This is a genomic window from Burkholderia cenocepacia, assembly GCF_900446215.1.
In the GTDB taxonomy this organism is placed as follows: domain Bacteria; phylum Pseudomonadota; class Gammaproteobacteria; order Burkholderiales; family Burkholderiaceae; genus Burkholderia; species Burkholderia cenocepacia.
In genome coordinates, this window is record NZ_UAQZ01000012.1 from 955030 (window position 1) to 971371 (window position 16342).

At 69.8% G+C, this 16342-nt stretch carries 16 protein-coding genes; 10 read left to right on the forward strand and 6 right to left on the reverse strand.

The features are described from left to right. Window positions 1-102: 102 nt before the first annotated feature. From DTA15_RS21985 to DTA15_RS22000, 4 genes are read right to left on the reverse strand one after another with little or no spacing between them, the layout of a single operon-like run. The gene (locus tag DTA15_RS21985; protein WP_006483758.1) at window positions 103-885 is read right to left on the reverse strand and encodes a metal ABC transporter permease; all 783 of its coding nucleotides are present in this window, start codon (window positions 883-885) and stop codon (window positions 103-105) included. Further along, a complete protein-coding gene (locus DTA15_RS21990) occupies window positions 878-1762 on the reverse strand; it encodes an ABC transporter ATP-binding protein (protein ID WP_006483750.1) in 885 nt (294 codons plus the stop codon). The genes DTA15_RS21985 and DTA15_RS21990 overlap by 8 nt, the downstream gene beginning before the upstream one ends. A gap of 17 nt (window positions 1763-1779) precedes the next feature. Then, a complete protein-coding gene (locus DTA15_RS21995) occupies window positions 1780-2691 on the reverse strand; it encodes a metal ABC transporter solute-binding protein (protein ID WP_006483752.1) in 912 nt (303 codons plus the stop codon). A 44-nt stretch (window positions 2692-2735) separates the two neighbouring features. Further along, on the reverse strand, window positions 2736-3197 hold the full coding sequence (locus tag DTA15_RS22000; RefSeq protein WP_006483754.1) for a Fur family transcriptional regulator: 462 nt from the start codon (window positions 3195-3197) through the stop codon (window positions 2736-2738). A 328-nt stretch (window positions 3198-3525) separates the two neighbouring features. On the opposite strand from DTA15_RS22000, the gene DTA15_RS22005 reads away from it, so the two are divergent. From DTA15_RS22005 to DTA15_RS22040, 8 genes are all read left to right on the forward strand, one after another. Continuing rightward, complete coding sequence (locus tag DTA15_RS22005) at window positions 3526-4302, forward strand: L-iditol 2-dehydrogenase (RefSeq protein WP_006483759.1); 777 nt, start codon at window positions 3526-3528, stop codon at window positions 4300-4302. Between the two features lie 78 nt (window positions 4303-4380). Beyond that, window positions 4381-5337, forward strand: a complete 957-nt coding sequence (locus tag DTA15_RS22010; protein ID WP_006483749.1) for a sugar kinase — start codon at window positions 4381-4383, stop codon at window positions 5335-5337. Beyond that, window positions 5325-6677, forward strand: a complete 1353-nt coding sequence (locus DTA15_RS22015) for a D-tagatose-bisphosphate aldolase, class II, non-catalytic subunit (protein WP_006483751.1) — start codon at window positions 5325-5327, stop codon at window positions 6675-6677. Before DTA15_RS22010 ends, DTA15_RS22015 begins: the two co-directional genes overlap by 13 nt. Window positions 6678-6749: 72 nt before the next feature. After that, a complete protein-coding gene (locus DTA15_RS22020) occupies window positions 6750-8075 on the forward strand; it encodes an ABC transporter substrate-binding protein (protein WP_006477974.1) in 1326 nt (441 codons plus the stop codon). A 113-nt stretch (window positions 8076-8188) separates the two neighbouring features. Continuing rightward, window positions 8189-9142, forward strand: a complete 954-nt coding sequence (locus DTA15_RS22025) for a carbohydrate ABC transporter permease (protein ID WP_006496497.1) — start codon at window positions 8189-8191, stop codon at window positions 9140-9142. After that, window positions 9139-9990, forward strand: coding sequence for a carbohydrate ABC transporter permease (locus DTA15_RS22030; protein ID WP_006484674.1), 852 nt, complete (start codon window positions 9139-9141; stop codon window positions 9988-9990). The genes DTA15_RS22025 and DTA15_RS22030 overlap by 4 nt, the downstream gene beginning before the upstream one ends. Further along, window positions 9987-10685, forward strand: a complete 699-nt coding sequence (locus tag DTA15_RS22035; protein ID WP_006484670.1) for an HAD family hydrolase — start codon at window positions 9987-9989, stop codon at window positions 10683-10685. The genes DTA15_RS22030 and DTA15_RS22035 overlap by 4 nt, the downstream gene beginning before the upstream one ends. Before the next feature lie 55 nt (window positions 10686-10740). After that, a complete protein-coding gene (locus tag DTA15_RS22040) occupies window positions 10741-11850 on the forward strand; it encodes an ABC transporter ATP-binding protein (RefSeq protein ID WP_006484675.1) in 1110 nt (369 codons plus the stop codon). A 14-nt stretch (window positions 11851-11864) separates the two neighbouring features. Here DTA15_RS22040 and DTA15_RS22045 read toward each other — a convergent pair whose 3' ends face one another. Continuing rightward, window positions 11865-12749: a LysR family transcriptional regulator gene (locus DTA15_RS22045; protein ID WP_006484673.1), complete on the reverse strand. Its 885-nt coding sequence runs from the start codon at window positions 12747-12749 to the stop codon at window positions 11865-11867. Between the two features lie 113 nt (window positions 12750-12862). Between DTA15_RS22045 and DTA15_RS22050 the strand changes: the two genes are divergently transcribed. Continuing rightward, window positions 12863-14059, forward strand: a complete 1197-nt coding sequence (locus DTA15_RS22050; RefSeq protein ID WP_006484676.1) for a serine hydrolase domain-containing protein — start codon at window positions 12863-12865, stop codon at window positions 14057-14059. Then, entirely contained in the window at window positions 14056-15279 is a 1224-nt protein-coding gene (locus DTA15_RS22055) for an MFS transporter (RefSeq protein ID WP_006484672.1), read from the forward strand. The genes DTA15_RS22050 and DTA15_RS22055 overlap by 4 nt, the downstream gene beginning before the upstream one ends. A gap of 28 nt (window positions 15280-15307) precedes the next feature. Here the strand turns inward: DTA15_RS22055 and DTA15_RS22060 are convergent, their stop codons facing one another. Further along, window positions 15308-16321, reverse strand: coding sequence for a sugar-binding transcriptional regulator (locus tag DTA15_RS22060; RefSeq protein ID WP_077019627.1), 1014 nt, complete (start codon window positions 16319-16321; stop codon window positions 15308-15310). Window positions 16322-16342: the final 21 nt, after the last annotated feature.

Consider the following 16342-nt stretch of genomic DNA (forward strand, 5'->3'; position numbering starts at 1 on the left):
CGCCGCACGCGATTGCGAGCGCATGAAAAAACGCCGGCGCTGCCCTCGGGCACGCCGGCGTTTTCTTTGATCGGCACCGGGCGGCGATGCGCCGGGCCGCGATCAGTTGCGTCGCAACAGGCTCGCGCCGTACACGAGCGCCGACAGCGCGGTGATCCAGAAGCTCGTCGGCCAGTCGGTGTGATACGCGAGCACGATGCCGGCCCACGCTTCGAACAGCGCGAACAGCGCGGCGAGCAGCACGCCCGTCGACAGTCGCGTCGACACATTCTGCGCGGCCGCCGCCGGCCCGACCAGCAGCGTGAACACGAGCAGCACGCCGACGATTTGCGTGGCCGCGGCCACCGCGAGCGCGCACACCGCGAGGAACAGCATCGACACCGTGCGCAGCGACACGCCCTTGGCTTCGGCCAGTTCGGGCTGCAGCGACGCGAACAGCAACGGCCGCGCGATCAGCGCGAGCGCGGCGAGGCTCACCGCGCCGATGCCCGCGAGCACCGCGAGCGTGTCGTGGCTGACCGCGAGCACGTTGCCGAACAGCAGTGCGGTGACCTGCGTCGCGAACGACGTGTAGAAGTGCAGGAACAACAGGCCGAAGCCGAGTGCGCCCGACAGGATCACGCCGATCGCGACGTCGCGGCCCGCGAGCTTTTCGCCGAGCGCGCCCATCCCGATCCCGGCCGCGAGCGTGAAGCCGACCATCCCCCAGATCGGCGAGACGCCGAGCAGCACCGCGCCCGTCGCGCCGGTGAAGCCGACGTGCGACAGCGCGTGGCCGGCGAAGGTCTGCCCGCGCAGCACCAGGAAGTAGCCGACGATGCCCGCGAGCACCGCGACGATTCCCGACGCCGCGAAGGCATTGATCATGAAGTCGTATTCAAACATCGTGCGAATGCCCGGGATGAGCATGTCCGTGGTGGTGGTGGCCGTGGCCGCCGCCGTGCGAATGGCCGTCGTCGTCCTCGTGTTCGTGATCGTGCTTCTCGATCTCGACGTCGCCCGACATCACGAAGATCTTGCCGTTCACGCGCATCACGTCGATCGGCGATCCGTAGAGCCGCGACAGCACGGGTTTCGTGATCACCTCGTCGACGGTGCCGAGCGCCGCCACGCCGTTGCCGAGATACAGCACGCGGTCGAGCGCGTTCAGCAGCGGATTCAATTCGTGCGCGGAGAACAGCACGGTGATGCCGAGTTCGCGCTGCACGTTGCGCACGAGCTCGACGACGCCGCGCTGGTGGTTCGGGTCGAGGCTGATCAGCGGCTCGTCGAGCAGCAGCAGCTTCGGGTCGCCGAGCAGGCATTGCGCGAGCAGCAGCCGCTGCCGCTCGCCGCCCGACAGTTCGGACAGCGGGCGGCGCGCGAGCGACGGGCCGCCGACGAGGTCGAGCACGCGATCGACGTCGCGGCGCGTGGCCGCGTTCGTGTGCGGCAGGCCCCAGCGGTGGCCGTCGGCGGCCATCGCGACGAAGTCGTAGCCGCGCATCCGGCGGTTCGCGAGGCCGCTCCGGATCTGCGGCATGTAGCCGATCGACGGGTTGCCGCGCACGACCGGCACGCCGCCGACCGACAGTGTGCCGGCCGACACGGGCACGAGGCCGAGCACCGCGCGCATCAGCGTCGTCTTGCCCGCGCCGTTCGGCCCGAGCACGCCGACGAATTCGCCGGGCTCGATCGAGAAGCTGACGTCGCGCAGGATCGTGCGGCCGCCCAGTTCGAGCGTGACGCGATCGACGGCGAGGGCGTGGGGAGTGGCGGTCATGACGTTACGGTTGTCGGTTACTTGCCGGCTGAGAGCGCGTTGCCGAGCGCGTCGAGCTGGCCGCTCATCCATTGCTGGAAGGTCTTGCCGGCCGGCTGCGTCTCGGTGACGCTGACGGTCGGCACGCCGCCGTCGCGCGCGACCTTCAGCATGCGCTTGGTCATCGGCTCCTCGGCCTGGCTGTTGTAGATCAGCACGCGCACCTGCTTCTTGCGCAGATCGTTCTCGAATGCGGCGACGTCCTGCGCGCTCGCCTCGGTGTCGTTCATCGTCGCGAGCTGGAAGCGCTGGTTGCGCATGTCGAGGCCGATCGCGTCCGACATGTAGCCGAACACGGGCTCGGTGGCCGTCACGGGCACCCCCTTGAACTTGGCGCGCAGTGCGGCGACCTGGTCGTCGACGGGTTTCAGCGATGCGACGAACTTCTGCAGGTTCGCCTCGTATTCGGCCTTGTTCGCCGGGTCGGCGCGGCCGAGTTCGGCCGCGATCGCGCGTGCGGCCGCCGGCATCGTCGCCGGGTCGTACCACAGGTGCGGGTTGTCGCCGGCCTTCTTGCCGACGAGATCGGCGACGACGATCGTCGCGCGCTTCGCCTGTTTCGACGCGCCGAGCAGCTTGCTCATCCACGGATCGTAGTCGGCGCCGTTGTAGATCACGACCTGCGCGTGCTGGAGCGCGCGGGCCGTCTTCGGGCTCGCTTCGAACAGGTGCGGATCCTGATCCGGATTGCTGAGGATGCTGGTGACCGCGACGTGGCGGCCGCCGATCTGCGACGCGACGTCGCCGTAGAAATTCTCGGCGGCGACGACGTTGACGGTCGCGGCCTGCGCGAACGCGGGCGCGGCGAACGACAGCGCGGCGACGGCGGCGGCCAGCCAGCGGACAGGCGACAGGGCGCGCCGCGGCGCGCGCTTCAGGGCAATTGACATGGAACTCCTCGTTGGAAGGGCGGCGCGTACGCCGCGATTCGGCGTCAGCGCTGCGCGGGCTTGCGCTTGCAGTGTCCGCACAGGCCGCTCAGCTCGACGACCTGGTGGTGGACTTCGAAACCGTGCGCGGGCTCGCTCGCGGACAACTGTTTCGCGAGGTCGCCGCCGGGAATCTCGACGGTGTCGCCGCACGAATCGCAGATCAGGAACTGGCCTTCGTGCGGCACGCCGATCTCGCAGCACGCGAAGAATGCGTTCTTCGATTCGATCCGGTGGATGAAGCCGTGCTCGACGAGGAAATCCAGCGCGCGATAGACGGTCGTCGGCGGCACGCGGCCGCGTTGCGGTTCGAGTTCGGCGAGCAGGTCGTACGCGCCGATCGGGCGCTGCGCGGCCAGCACGCGTTCGTAGACCTGGCGGCGCAGCGGTGTCCACGCGAGCCCGTGTTCGGCGGCGAATGCGTCGGCTCGGGACAGCCGGGCGTCAATGGGCGATGAGGTAGCCATGGCGTGAAGCAGGCGATGAAACACAGTACGGCGATGATATAACGTATCGCCGCGCCGTGCAGCGCGAATTCCGCGTTCCGCCGGCGCTCCGTCCCCTTCATGACCGCTCCCACTGCGCCGCACCGTGCGCGCCGCACCTTGCCGCGCGGGCGCGACCGGGCGTCGCCATGCGCCGCCGTGCCGCAGCGCGTCATAGAAAGCCGTCGCGTCGTCTTGACAGCGCGTATCGCGTATCCGATCATTCGATCACTAACAGAGCAATTGATCGGTTTGCGAGCGTTCGCTCACCTCGTGACCGTCGTACAGCAGAACGAACCGGAGACAGCCAGTGAGACTGGAAGACAAGGTCGCGATCCTGACGGGCGCCGCAAGCGGCATCGGCGAGGCGGTCGCGCAACGCTATCTGGACGAGGGCGCGCGCTGCGTGCTCGTCGACGTGAAGCCGGCAGGCGGCTCGCTCGCGCGGCTGATCGAGGCCAACCCGGGCCGCGCGGTGGCCGTCACGGCCGACGTCACGCGCCGCGACGACATCGCGCGGATCGTCGCCACGGCGGTCGAGCGCTTCGGCGGCGTCGACATCCTGTTCAACAACGCGGCGCTGTTCGACATGCGCCCGCTCCTCGACGAATCGTGGGACGTGTTCGACCGGCTGTTCTCGGTCAACGTGAAAGGGCTGTTCTTCCTGATGCAGGCGGTCGCGCAGCGGATGGTCGAGCAGGGGCGCGGCGGCAAGATCGTCAACATGTCGTCGCAGGCCGGCCGTCGCGGCGAGGCACTCGTTTCGCACTACTGCGCGACCAAGGCCGCGGTGATCAGCTATACGCAGTCGGCCGCGCTCGCGCTCGCGCCGCACCGGATCAACGTGAACGGCATCGCGCCGGGCGTCGTCGACACGCCGATGTGGGAGCAGGTCGATGCGCTGTTCGCGCGCTACGAGAACCGGCCGCTCGGCGAGAAGAAGCGGCTCGTGGGCGAAGCCGTGCCGCTCGGCCGCATGGGCGTGCCGGGCGACCTGACGGGCGCCGCGCTGTTCCTCGCGTCGGCCGACGCCGACTACATCACCGCCCAGACGTTGAACGTCGACGGCGGCAACTGGATGAGCTGACGTGGCGCCGCTCGCACGCGCCGCCCGCCGGCCGGCCCGCGACGCCGCGGCCGCCGTCGCACGAGGAGGGCTCGCCTGATGGCCGAGATCGTCGTCGCCGGCGAACTGCTGGCGGAATTCGTCGCCGCCGAGCGCGGCCAGGGTTTCGATACGCCGGGCCTGTTCGCCGGACCGTTCCCGAGCGGCGCGCCGGCGATCTTCGCCGACCAGGCCGCCCGGCTCGGCGCGCGCGTCGCGTATGCGGGCTGTGTCGGCCGCGATGCGTTCGGCGACGCGATCGTCGCGCGGCTCGCCCGCGACGGCGTCGACGTCGCGCGCATCCGCCGCGTCGCCCGCCCGACCGGCACCGCGTTCGTCGCGTATCGCGACGACGGCTCGCGCAGTTTCGTCTTCACGCTTTCCACCAGCGCGGCCGCGTGCGTCGATGCGTCCGACGTCGACACCGCGATGTTCGACGGCTGCCGCTACTTCCACGTGATGGGCTCGTCGCTGACGAGCGAATCGGCGATCGCCGCGGTGCAGCGCGGCGTGATCGAGGCTGCGCGCGCCGGCGCCAAGGTGTCGTTCGATCCGAACGTGCGGCCCGAAATGCTGAGTTTCCGCCCGATGCGCGCGGCCCTCGACGAGATGCTCGCCGCGTGCCACCTGTTCCTGCCGAGCGAAGCCGACCTGCCGTTCTTCTGCGGGCCGCAGCCGGCCGAGCGCGCGATCGCCGGCCTGCTCGCGACCCATCCGCTGCTCGAGCGGGTCGTGCTCAAACGCGGCGCGCAAGGCAGCGTCGCGTTCGAGCGCGCGTACCGGGCCGACGCGCCGGCGTTTGCGGTCGACGAAGTCGATCCGACCGGCGCCGGCGACTGCTTCGGCGGCACGCTGGTCGCGAGCCTCGTCGCGGGCTTGGCCGTCGACGTCGCGTTGCGTCGCGCGAACGCGGCCGGCGCGATCGCGGTCACGCGGCGCGGCCCGATGGAAGGCAACAGCAGCGCGGCCGAGATCGACCGCTTCCTGACCGAACGGGGGATCGCATGTCCGGCCTGACGACCGTTGCCGAACGCACGCGCACCGCGCACGCGGACACCGTGCTGCGGATGATCTTCGACGCGAACCGCGCGGACGCGCAGCGCGGCATCTATTCGGTCTGCAGCGCGCACCGGCTGGTGCTGGAGGCCGCGTGCGAAGCGGCGCGCGCGGACGGCTCGCCGCTGTTGATCGAGGCGACCTGCAATCAGGTGAACCATCTCGGCGGCTATACGGGCATGACGCCGGCCGATTTTCGTCGCGACGTCGATGCGATCGCCGCGCGCTGCGGGCTCGCGCCGTCGGCGCTCGTGCTCGGCGGCGACCATCTCGGCCCGAATCCGTGGCGGCACCGTCGCGCGGCCGACGCGATGCGTGAAGCGGCCGCGATGGTCGCGGCCTACGTCGAAGCCGGCTTCGAAAAGATCCACCTCGATGCGAGCATGGCGTGCGCCGACGATCCGGCACGGCTTGACGATCGCACGATCGCCGCGCGCGCGGCCGAGCTGTGCCGTGTCGCGGAAGACGCGGCCACGCGCGTCGGGATCGCGCCGGTCTACGTGATCGGCACCGAGGTGCCGACGCCGGGCGGCGAGGTGAGCGGCGACGCAAGTAACGACGCGATCGCACGGATCGCGGTCACGCGCAGCGACAGCATCGCGGCGACGCTCGATGCGCACCGCCGCGCGTTCTCCGCGGCCGGGCTCGACGATGCGTGGACGCGCGTCGTCGCGGTCGTCGCGCAGCCGGGCGTCGACTTCGACGATCGCCACGTGCTCGATTACGACAGTGCCAAGGCAGCGTCACTGGGCGCGAGTATCCTGCAGACACCGCGCCTCGTGTTCGAAGCGCATTCGACCGACTACCAGACCGAGGCGGCGCTCGCCGCGCTGGTGCGCGACCACTTCGCGGTGTTGAAGGTCGGCCCCGCGCTGACGTTCGCGCTGCGCGAGGCGCTGTTCGCGCTGACGTTCATCGAGGACGCGCTGATCGACGACGTCGCGCAGCGCTCGCGATTGCGCGACGTCGTCGATGCGGCGATGCGCGCGCAGCCCGAACACTGGGCGCCGTACTACCGCGGCGACGAGACCGCGCAGCGGCTCGCGCGCCAGTTCAGCTACAGCGACCGCATCCGCTATTACTGGCTGCAGCCGGCCGTCGCGGCCGCGGTCGAGCAGCTGTTCGACAACCTCGCGCGACAGCCGGTGCCGGAGACGCTCGTCGCGCAGTGGCTGCCGGATGTCTACGCGGCATGCCGCGCGGGCGGCCTCGCGAAGGCGCCGCGCGCTTGGGTGCGCCACCGGATACGCGACGTGATCGCGCACTATGCGCGCGCGTGCGGCATGCAGCGGCCGGCATGACGGGCCGCGAAGGAAACGACGCAACACCGACGCAAGACCGACGACATTTCGAACAATCACAGGAGACATGCCATGCAACGAAAGATGCTCGACGCCGCCGCCCGCTGTTTCGCCGGAGCCGCGCTCGCGACGGCGGCCTGCGCGGCGTCCGCCGGCACGCTGACGATCGCGACGCTGAACAACCCCGACATGATCGAGCTGAAGAAGCTGTCGCCGGCGTTCGAGAAGGCGAACCCCGACATCAAGCTGAACTGGGTGATCCTCGAGGAGAACGTGCTGCGCCAGCGCGCGACGACCGACATCACGACCGGCAGCGGCCAGTTCGACGTGATGGCGATCGGCACCTATGAAACGCCGCAGTGGGGCAAGCGCGGCTGGCTCGCGCCGATCACGGGCCTGCCGGCCGATTACGACCTGAACGACATCGTGAAGACCGCACGCGACAGCCTGTCGTACAACGGCCAGCTCTACGCGCTGCCGTTCTACGTCGAAAGCTCGATGACGTTCTACCGCAAGGACCTGTTCGCGGCGAAGGGGCTGAAGATGCCTGACCAGCCGACCTACGACCAGATCGCCGAATTCGCGGACAAGCTCACCGACAAGTCGAAGGGCACCTACGGGATCTGCCTGCGCGGCAAGGCCGGCTGGGGCGAGAACATGGCGTACGTGTCGACGGTCGTGAACACGTTCGGCGGGCGCTGGTTCGACGAGAACTGGAACGCACAGCTCACGTCGCCCGAATGGAAGAAGGCGATCAATTTCTACGTGAACCTGCTGAAGAAGAACGGCCCGCCCGGAGCGAGCTCGAACGGTTTCAACGAGAACCTGACGCTGACCGCGTCCGGCAAGTGCGCGATGTGGATCGACGCGACGGTCGCGGCCGGGATGCTCTACAACAAGCAGCAGTCGCAGGTGGCCGACAAGATCGGCTTCGCGGCCGCGCCGGTCGCCGCGACGCCGAAGGGCTCGCACTGGCTGTGGGCATGGGCGCTCGCCGTGCCGAAAACGTCGAAGCAGCAGGACGCCGCGCGCAAGTTCATCGCGTGGGCGACGTCGAAGCAGTACATCGAGATGGTCGGCAAGGACGAAGGCTGGGCGTCGGTGCCGCCGGGCACGCGCACGTCGACGTATCAGCGCGCCGAGTACAAGGCCGCCGCGCCGTTCTCCGACTTCGTGCTGAAGGCGATCGAGACGGCCGACCCGAACGATCCGTCGCTGAAGAAGGTGCCGTACACGGGCGTGCAGTACGTCGGGATTCCTGAATTCCAGTCGTTCGGCACGGTGGTCGGCCAGTCGATCGCGGGCGCGGTCGCGGGCCAGATGTCGGTCGACCAGGCGCTCGCCGCGGGCCAGGCCGCGGCCGACCGCGCGGTGCGGCAGGCCGGCTACAAGAAGTAACGCGCAAGCCGTCGCGCGGCCCGCGTCGTGCGCCGTGGCACACGGCGCGGGCCGGCGAGGCGGACAGGCGGGCGGCCGTTCGCGCCCGCGCATCAACCGGAGGGACTCCGATCATGCGTCACCTGCGTCTTCCCCTGAGTCACGCTCACGCGCCGTCGGTCGGCGACGCGTCGTCGCCGCCCGGCGCGCCGCGCCGCGCGCGCGGCGGCGCGAGCTGGCTCGTGTCGCCGTCCGTCGCGGTGCTGCTGCTGTGGATGTCGATTCCGCTCGCGATGACGATCTGGTATTCGTTCTCGCGCTACAACCTGCTGAACCCGGACGTGAAGGGCTTCGCCGGGTTCGACAATTACCGCTTCCTCGCGACCGATCCGTCGTTCCTGCCGGCGATCTGGCACACGCTCGTGCTGATCGGCGCGGTGCTCGCGATCACCGTGGTCGGCGGCGTGCTGATGGCCGTGCTGTTCGACCGCAAGTTCTACGGGCAGGGCGTCGCGCGCCTGCTCGCGATCGCGCCGTTCTTCGTGATGCCGACCGTCTCCGCGCTGATCTGGAAGAACATGATCCTGCATCCGGTGTACGGGCTCGTCGCGAACGCGATGCGCGCGCTCGGGATGACGCCGATCGACTGGTTCGCCGATTACCCGTTGACCGCGGTGATCATCATCGTCGCGTGGCAATGGCTGCCGTTCGCGTTCCTGATCCTGTTCACTGCGATCCAGTCGCTCGACCAGGAGCAGAAGGAAGCCGCGCGCATCGACGGCGCCGGCCCGATCGCGATGTTCTTCTACATCACGCTGCCGCACCTGAAGCGCGCGATCGCCGTGGTCGTGATGATGGAGACGATCTTCCTGCTGTCGATCTTCGCGGAAATCTACACGACGACCGGCGGCGGCCCCGGCGACGCGACGACCAACCTGTCGTACCTGATCTACGCGCTCGGCCTGCAGCAGTTCGACGTCGGCCTCGCATCCGCGGGCGGCATCATCGCCGTCGTGGTCGCGAACGTCGTGTCGTTCTTCCTCGTGCGGATGCTCGCGCGCAACCTGAAAGGGGAATACGAGAAATGAGCGACCTGACCTTCTCGGGCCGGCGCGCGCCGGCCGCGTTCGACCTCGTGCGGCGCGCGCTGCCCGGCACGCTCGCGTGGCTGATCGCGCTCTTGCTGTTCTTCCCGATCTTCTGGATGGCGATCACCGCGTTCAAGACCGAGCAGCAGGCGTACGCGTCGTCGCTGTTCTTCATGCCGACGCTCGACAGCTTCCGCGAGGTGTTCGCGCGCAGCAACTACTTCGCGTTCGCGTGGAATTCGGTGCTGATCTCGGCCGGCGTCACGGTGATCTCGCTGCTGTTCGCGGTGCCGGCCGCGTACGCGATGGCGTTCTTCCCGAACCACCGCACGCAGAAGGTGCTGCTGTGGATGCTGTCGACCAAGATGATGCCGTCGGTCGGCGTGCTGGTGCCGATCTACCTGCTGTGGAAGAACGCGGGCCTGCTCGATACGGTGTCGGGGCTCGTGATCGTCTACACGCTGATCAACCTGCCGATCGCGGTGTGGATGACCTTCACGTACTTCAACGAGATCCCGAAGGACATCCTGGAGGCCGGGCGCATCGACGGCGCGTCGACGTGGCAGGAAATCGTCTACCTGCTGATGCCGATGGCGCTGCCGGGGCTCGCGTCCACCGCGCTGCTGCTCGTGATCCTGTCGTGGAACGAGGCGTTCTGGAGCATCAACCTGTCGAGCTCGAACGCCGCGCCGCTGACCGTGTTCATCGCGTCGTACTCGAGCCCCGAAGGGCTGTTCTGGGCGAAGCTGTCCGCCGCGTCGCTGCTCGCGGTCGCGCCGATCCTGATCGTCGGCTGGCTGTCGCAGAAGCAGCTCGTGCGCGGGCTCACGTTCGGGGCGGTCAAATGAGCGCGGCAAATCATGGCGTGAACGTGCTGATCTGCGACTGCGACGGCGTGCTGATCGACAGCGAGGCCGTGGCCGCCGACGTGATCGTGCGCGAACTCGATGCGCGCTGGCCGGGCGTCGACGCGCGGCCGGCCGTGATGCCGCTGCTCGGGCTGCGCATCGAGCGCGTGCTGGCCGGGGCGGCCGATGCGGTCGGCCGCACGCTGTCGGCCGACGACGTCGACGCGATCCGCCGCGCGGTGGAGACCGCGGCCGTCAACGCGCCGATGGTCGACGGCATCGATGCGGCGCTGGCCGCGATTCGACTGACGACGGCCTGCGCGAGCAACAGCTATCGCGCGTACGTCGAGGCGGCGCTCGCACGCACCGGCCTCGCGCGCTTTTTCGGCGACCGGCTGTTCTGCGCGGATTCGGTCGCGCGGCCGAAGCCGGCGCCGGACGTGTATCTGGCGGCCGCGCGCACGCTCGGCGCGGCGCCCGCGAATTGCCTGGTCGTCGAGGACAGCGTGACCGGCATCACCGCGGCGGCGGCGGCCGGCATGACCGTGCTCGGCTTCGTCGGCGGCGGGCACGCATCGGCGGCCCAGATCGACGCGTTGCGCAGCATCGGCGCGCGTCACGTATTCGACGACATGCACGAACTGCCCGGCTACGTCGCGCGCTGGCAGGCGACGGGCGCGGTGCTGCCCCACTAGCAACGATCAGGCGCTGCCTGCACGGCGGCGCATCACGAACGAACGGAGACAGATCATGGCAAGCGTGCTCCTGCGCAACATCGCGAAGCGCTACGACGACACCGAAGTGCTGCGCAACGTGAACCTCGACATCGCCGACGGCGAATTCGTCGTGTTCGTCGGCCCGAGCGGCTGCGGCAAATCCACGCTGATGCGGATGATCGCCGGCCTCGAGGACATCTCGAGCGGCGACCTGCTGATCGACGGCGCGAAGGTCAACGACGTGCCGAGCGCGAAGCGCGGCATCGCGATGGTGTTCCAGTCGTATGCGCTGTATCCGCACATGACGCTGTACGACAACATGGCGTTCGGCCTGAAGCTCGCGGGTGCGAAGAAGCCCGAGATCGACCAGGCCGTGAAGCAGGCCGCGAAGATCCTGCACATCGACCACCTGCTCGATCGCAAGCCGAAGCAGCTGTCGGGCGGCCAGCGGCAGCGCGTCGCGATCGGCCGCGCGATCACGCGCAAGCCGAAGGTGTTCCTGTTCGACGAACCGCTGTCGAACCTCGACGCCGCGCTGCGCGTGAAGATGCGGCTGGAGTTCGCGCGGCTGCACGACGAGCTGAAGACGACGATGATCTACGTGACGCACGACCAGGTCGAGGCGATGACGCTCGCCGACAAGATCGTCGTGCTGTCGGGCGGCGCGGTACAGCAGGTCGGCACGCCGAACGCGCTGTATCACGCACCGGCGAACCTGTTCGTCGCGGGCTTCATCGGCTCGCCGAAGATGAACTTCCTGAAGGGCACGGTCGAATCGGCCGATGCGGGCGGCGTGCTGGTGCGCTTCGACAGCGGCGAGACGCAGCGCGTGGCGGTCGACGCGGCGGGGCTGCAGCGCGGCGCGGCGGTGACCGTCGGCGTGCGGCCCGAGCACCTGCTGGTCGATGCGGCGGCGGCGGGCGTCGCCGCGCGGACGATGGCGGTCGAATCGCTCGGCGATGCCGCGTACCTGTATGCGGAGTCGGCCGTCGCGCCGGACGGGCTGATCGCGCGGATTCCGCCGCTCGACACGTACCGCACCGGCGAGGCGCTGCGCGTGCATGCGCAGCCCGAGCACTGCCACCTGTTCGACGAAAACGGGCAGGCGTTCCGGCGGCTGAGCGCGCACGCGAAGGCGGCGTGACGGCGGCGCGCCGGTTACAGCCGCAAATGCTCGGCCATGTAGTCGACGAACGCGCGTAGCTTGGGCAGCGGATGGCGGCCGGACGGCCACAGCACGTAGAACGGCGTGCGGCTCGCGACGTGATCGTCGAGCACTGCGCGCAGCCTGCCGTCGGCGAGCGTGTCGCGCACGAAGAACTCGGGCAGGCACGCGATGCCGAGCCCGCGCAGCGCGAAGCACAGGCGCGTCTCGGCGTTGTTGCTGACCATCGAGACGGGTACCTCCGGCGGCGTGCCGGCGCGCGGCGCGCGCAGCGGCCAGATCTCGAGCTTGCCGCTGCTCGGGAATCGGTAATGCAGGCAGCGGTGCTGCGCGAGGTCGGCCGGCGTGCGCGGCGTGCCGTGCCGTTCGAGATAGTCGGGCGACGCGACCAGGTGCTGGCGGAAGTGGCCGAGCAGCCGCGACGACAGTCGGGAATCGGTCGGATGGCCGGTGCGCAGTACCACGTCGAAGCCTTCGTCGATCACGTCGACGATCCGGTCGCTGAAATCGATGTCGAGCTCGATCTCCGGATACGCGGCCATGAAGTCGGCGAGCACCGGCAACAGCAACGTGCCGATCGTCGGCAGGCTCACGCGCAGCCGCCCGCGCGGCGCCTCGACGCTCTGCGTGAGTTCCCGCTCGGCTGCGTCGATTTCGGCGATCACGCGCCGGCATCGTTCGAGAAAGCGCGCGCCTTCGGCCGTCAGCGTGATGCTGCGCGTGCTGCGGTGAAAGAGCCGCACGTTCAGGCGTGCCTCGAGCCGCGCGATGCGCTTGCCGATCGCCGACGCCGACAGTCCGAGCGCACGGCCGGCCGCGACGAAGCTGCGCGTTTCCGCGACCTGGACGAACACGACGAAGCCGCCAAGATTTTCCATGCAGGTTCTCGATTGCGGACACCCATGTCCGGAGTGTCCGGAACTCTAACCCGATTTTTCTTCTCGTGCCGGCTCCCTACGATGGGCGTTCCTTCACTGTTCGAGGTCACGCCATGTCATCACTGCCTGTCACCGCCCGCCGTGCCGAACCGGATGCCGCGCTGCGCGCCCGGCTCGATGCCGTGCTCGACCGCGCGCTGGCCGATGCGCGCGCGGTCGGCGCGGTCGTGCTGGTCGCGCGCGACGGCGAATTGCGTTATGCACGCGCGGCCGGGCTGGCCGCTCGCGAAGCCGGCACGCCGATGCGCGAGGACACGCTGTTCCGGCTCGCGTCGGTATCCAAGCCGATCGTGACGGCCGCCGCGATGCGGCTGGTCGCGGCATCGAAGATCGGGCTCGACGAGCCGGTCGCGCGCTGGCTGCCCGCGTTCACGCCGACGCTCGCGGACGGCACGCCGGCGAACATCACGCTGCGGCATCTGCTGTCGCATACGGCCGGGCTCGGCTATCGCTTTCTCGAAGCCGACGCCGACGGCCCGTATGCGCGCGCGGGCGTGTCCGACGGGATGGACCGCGCGGGCGTGTCGCTGGCGGAGAACGTCCGGCGCATCGCCAGCGTGCCGCTGCAGTTCGCGCCCGGCACGTCGTGGGGCTACTCGCTTGCGACCGACGTGGTCGGTGCGGTGATCGAGGCGGTCGACGGCCGGCCGCTCGCCGACGCCGTGGCGGCGCTCGTGACGACGCCGCTCGGGATGACCGACACGGCATTTTTCACGCATGACGCGGCGCGTCTGGCGACGCCTTACGTCAGTACGCCCGACGTGCCGCGCCGGATGGCGGACGACGATCTCGTGCCGGTATTCGACGGCACGGTCGGCATCCGCTTCGAGCCGGCGCGCGCGTTCGATGCGACCGCGTGGCCGTCGGGTGGCGCGGGCATGGTCGGCACCGCGCACGATTGCCTGACGCTGCTCGATACGCTGCGCACGGGCCTCGACGGCTGGCTCGCACCGCGCTGGATCGACGAGATGGCGCGGGTGCAGCCGGGCGCGCACGACTTGCCGGATGCGCCGGGATTCGGTTTCGCGCTCGGCTTTTCCGTGCTGCACGACCCGGTGGCCGCGCAATCGCCGGAATCGGTCGGCACCTGGCGCTGGGGCGGTGCGTACGGGCATGCGTGGTTCGTCGACCGCGCGGCCGGGCTGACGGTCGTCGCGCTGACCAATACGTTGTACGAAGGGATGCACGGGCGCATCGTCACCGACGTGCGCGATGCGGTGTATGGCGTCGGCGACCGGAGCGCGCGATGAGCGAGTGCGCATCCGTCTCCGACCGCGCCATCGATCGTGTGGCAGATCCGTCCACGCCGGCCCGCGCACGCTTGCCCGTCGCGAACCTGCTCGCGCTCGCCACCGCCGGCTTCATCACGGTGCTCACCGAAGCCCTGCCGGCCGGCCTGCTGCCGCTGATGAGCGCCGACCTGCACGTGACCGAGGCGCTGATCGGCCAACTGGTGACCGTCTACGCGCTCGGCTCGATCGTCGCGGCGATCCCGCTCGTCGCCGCGACCCGTGCGATGCGCCGGCGCCGGCTGCTGCTCGCGGCGCTGGCCGGCTTCGTCGTCTCGAATGCGCTGACGGCCGGGTCGCCGTATTACGCGCTCACATTGGCTGCGCGGTTCGTCGCGGGGATGTCGGCCGGGCTGCTGTGGGCGCTGCTCGCGGGCTACGCGAGCCGGCTGGTCGACCCGTCGCTGCGCGGCCGTGCGATCGCGATCGCGATGCTCGGCATACCGGCGGCGATGTCGATCGGCATTCCGGCGGGCACCGCGCTCGGCGCGATGTTCGGCTGGCGCATCGCGTTCGCGGGCATCACGCTCGCGGCGCTCGTGCTGATCGGCTGGATCCGGCTGCGTGTGCCCGACTATCCGGGGCAGGCGGCCGGCGCGCGCGAGCCGGTGCTCGGCGTGATGACGCTGCCCGGCGTGCGGCCGGTGCTGGCGGTGATGTTCGCGTACGTGCTCGCGCACAACCTGCTGTACACGTACGTCGCGCCGTTCCTCGCGGGCGTGCGGATGGGCGCGCAGGTCGACGTGGTGCTGTTCGTGTTCGGCGTCGCGTCGCTGGTCGGCATCGCGCTGACGGGCGCGTGGATCGGCGCCGCGCAGCGACGCCTGACGCTCGCCAGCATCGCGCTGTTCGCGCTGGCGGCGGCGATGCTCGGCGCCGGCTCGGGGATGACGGTCGTCTATGCGGGCGTCGTGCTGTGGGGGCTCGCGTTCGGCGGTGCGCCGACACTGTTCCAGACCGCCACTGCGAACGCGGCGGGGGAATCGGCCGACGTCGCGCAGTCGATGCTCGTGACGGTCTGGAATCTCGCGATCGCCGGTGGCGGCATCGCAGGCGGGATGCTGCTCGGCGCGACGGGCGCCGGCGCGATTCCGTGGGTGCTCGTCGTGCTGCTGGCGCTGGCGTGGGTCGGCGCGTGGCGCGCCCGCCGCCATGCATTTCCGGCGCCGCGCGCGGCCTGAGCCGGCGTGCGCGATGGCGACGTCGGCGTCAGGCCGCCTTCGCGGCGAGCGCGGCGCGCGCGCAGGTTTCGTCGGTGACGAGCCCCGACAGCCAGCCGCCGCGCAGCGCGGCAATCACCGCGTCGTGTTTCTTCGGGCCGCCGGCGAACGCGATCGTGGGCAGCTTCGGCGGCGTGGCGAGCGCGACGCTCGTCACGCGCGCGCTGGTCGACACGGTGATCTGCGTGCCCTGCGCGTCGATCGGCACGCCGAGCAGTTCGGCCACCGCGCCGAGCGCGGTCATCTCGTCGCGCTCCTGTTCGGTGATGAAGCCGTCTTCGTAGAGCGGGCAGTGCGGGCCGATGTTGCCGATCCCGACGAACGCGACGTCGGCCTTGCCCGACAGCGCCTCGACGATCCGGTACAGCCGGTGATTGCACCACTGCGCGCGTTCGGCGTCGCTGTCCGCGAACAGCGGCGCAGGCAGCAGGAAGTGCTTGCTGCCGGTTTTCTCGGAGATGTACTGCGCGACGTCGTAGCGGTTCGACGAGCCGTCGGCCGCGATCGCGCCGACCATCGATACGAGCCGGTGCTGCGGGCGGTCGATTTGCGCGATCTGCGCGACCGCGGCCTTCAGCGTCCGGCCGCTGCTGACCGCGATCACCATCGGCCGCGTTTCGTTCAGGTAGCGCTCCATCACCTGCGCGCCGGCGACCGCGAGCTTGCGGTCGATCGCGTCGGGCGCATCGGCGTCGACCGGCACGACTTCGCACATCGCGAGGCCGTAGCGTTTCGACAGTTGCGCGCCGAGATCGAGACAGTCGGCGAGCCGATGGTCGACGCGCACGCGGATCAGGTTCTTCTCGACCGCGAACGCGACGAGGCGCTGTGCGACGGGGCGCGACACCTGCAGCTTTTCGGCGATTTCGTTCTGCGTGTCGCCCGCGACGTAATAGAGCCACGCGGCGCGCGTGGCGAGATCGAGTTTTTCTGAGGACTTGGACACGATAGCGATTCGGTTCGGATCTGGGGGCCGCCCCGCGGACCGGCCGGCGGGCCGCATGACGGCATCCACTGTACCGCA

What these genes read in the sequence shown, in the direction of transcription:
- DTA15_RS22035 (WP_006484670.1), top strand. Translation starts at nt 9,987, where the DNA reads ATGAGCGCGGCAAATCATGGCGTGAACGTGCTGATCTGCGACTGCGAC.
- DTA15_RS21985 (WP_006483758.1), bottom strand. Translation starts at nt 885, where the DNA reads ATGTTTGAATACGACTTCATGATCAATGCCTTCGCGGCGTCGGGAATC.
- DTA15_RS22010 (WP_006483749.1), top strand. Translation starts at nt 4,381, where the DNA reads ATGGCCGAGATCGTCGTCGCCGGCGAACTGCTGGCGGAATTCGTCGCC.
- DTA15_RS22060 (WP_077019627.1), bottom strand. Translation starts at nt 16,321, where the DNA reads ATGCGGCCCGCCGGCCGGTCCGCGGGGCGGCCCCCAGATCCGAACCGA.
- DTA15_RS22015 (WP_006483751.1), top strand. Translation starts at nt 5,325, where the DNA reads ATGTCCGGCCTGACGACCGTTGCCGAACGCACGCGCACCGCGCACGCG.
- DTA15_RS22040 (WP_006484675.1), top strand. Translation starts at nt 10,741, where the DNA reads ATGGCAAGCGTGCTCCTGCGCAACATCGCGAAGCGCTACGACGACACC.
- DTA15_RS22045 (WP_006484673.1), bottom strand. Translation starts at nt 12,749, where the DNA reads ATGGAAAATCTTGGCGGCTTCGTCGTGTTCGTCCAGGTCGCGGAAACG.
- DTA15_RS22050 (WP_006484676.1), top strand. Translation starts at nt 12,863, where the DNA reads ATGTCATCACTGCCTGTCACCGCCCGCCGTGCCGAACCGGATGCCGCG.
- DTA15_RS22000 (WP_006483754.1), bottom strand. Translation starts at nt 3,197, where the DNA reads ATGGCTACCTCATCGCCCATTGACGCCCGGCTGTCCCGAGCCGACGCA.
- DTA15_RS22025 (WP_006496497.1), top strand. Translation starts at nt 8,189, where the DNA reads ATGCGTCACCTGCGTCTTCCCCTGAGTCACGCTCACGCGCCGTCGGTC.
- DTA15_RS21995 (WP_006483752.1), bottom strand. Translation starts at nt 2,691, where the DNA reads ATGTCAATTGCCCTGAAGCGCGCGCCGCGGCGCGCCCTGTCGCCTGTC.
- DTA15_RS22020 (WP_006477974.1), top strand. Translation starts at nt 6,750, where the DNA reads ATGCAACGAAAGATGCTCGACGCCGCCGCCCGCTGTTTCGCCGGAGCC.
- DTA15_RS22055 (WP_006484672.1), top strand. Translation starts at nt 14,056, where the DNA reads ATGAGCGAGTGCGCATCCGTCTCCGACCGCGCCATCGATCGTGTGGCA.
- DTA15_RS21990 (WP_006483750.1), bottom strand. Translation starts at nt 1,762, where the DNA reads ATGACCGCCACTCCCCACGCCCTCGCCGTCGATCGCGTCACGCTCGAA.
- DTA15_RS22030 (WP_006484674.1), top strand. Translation starts at nt 9,139, where the DNA reads ATGAGCGACCTGACCTTCTCGGGCCGGCGCGCGCCGGCCGCGTTCGAC.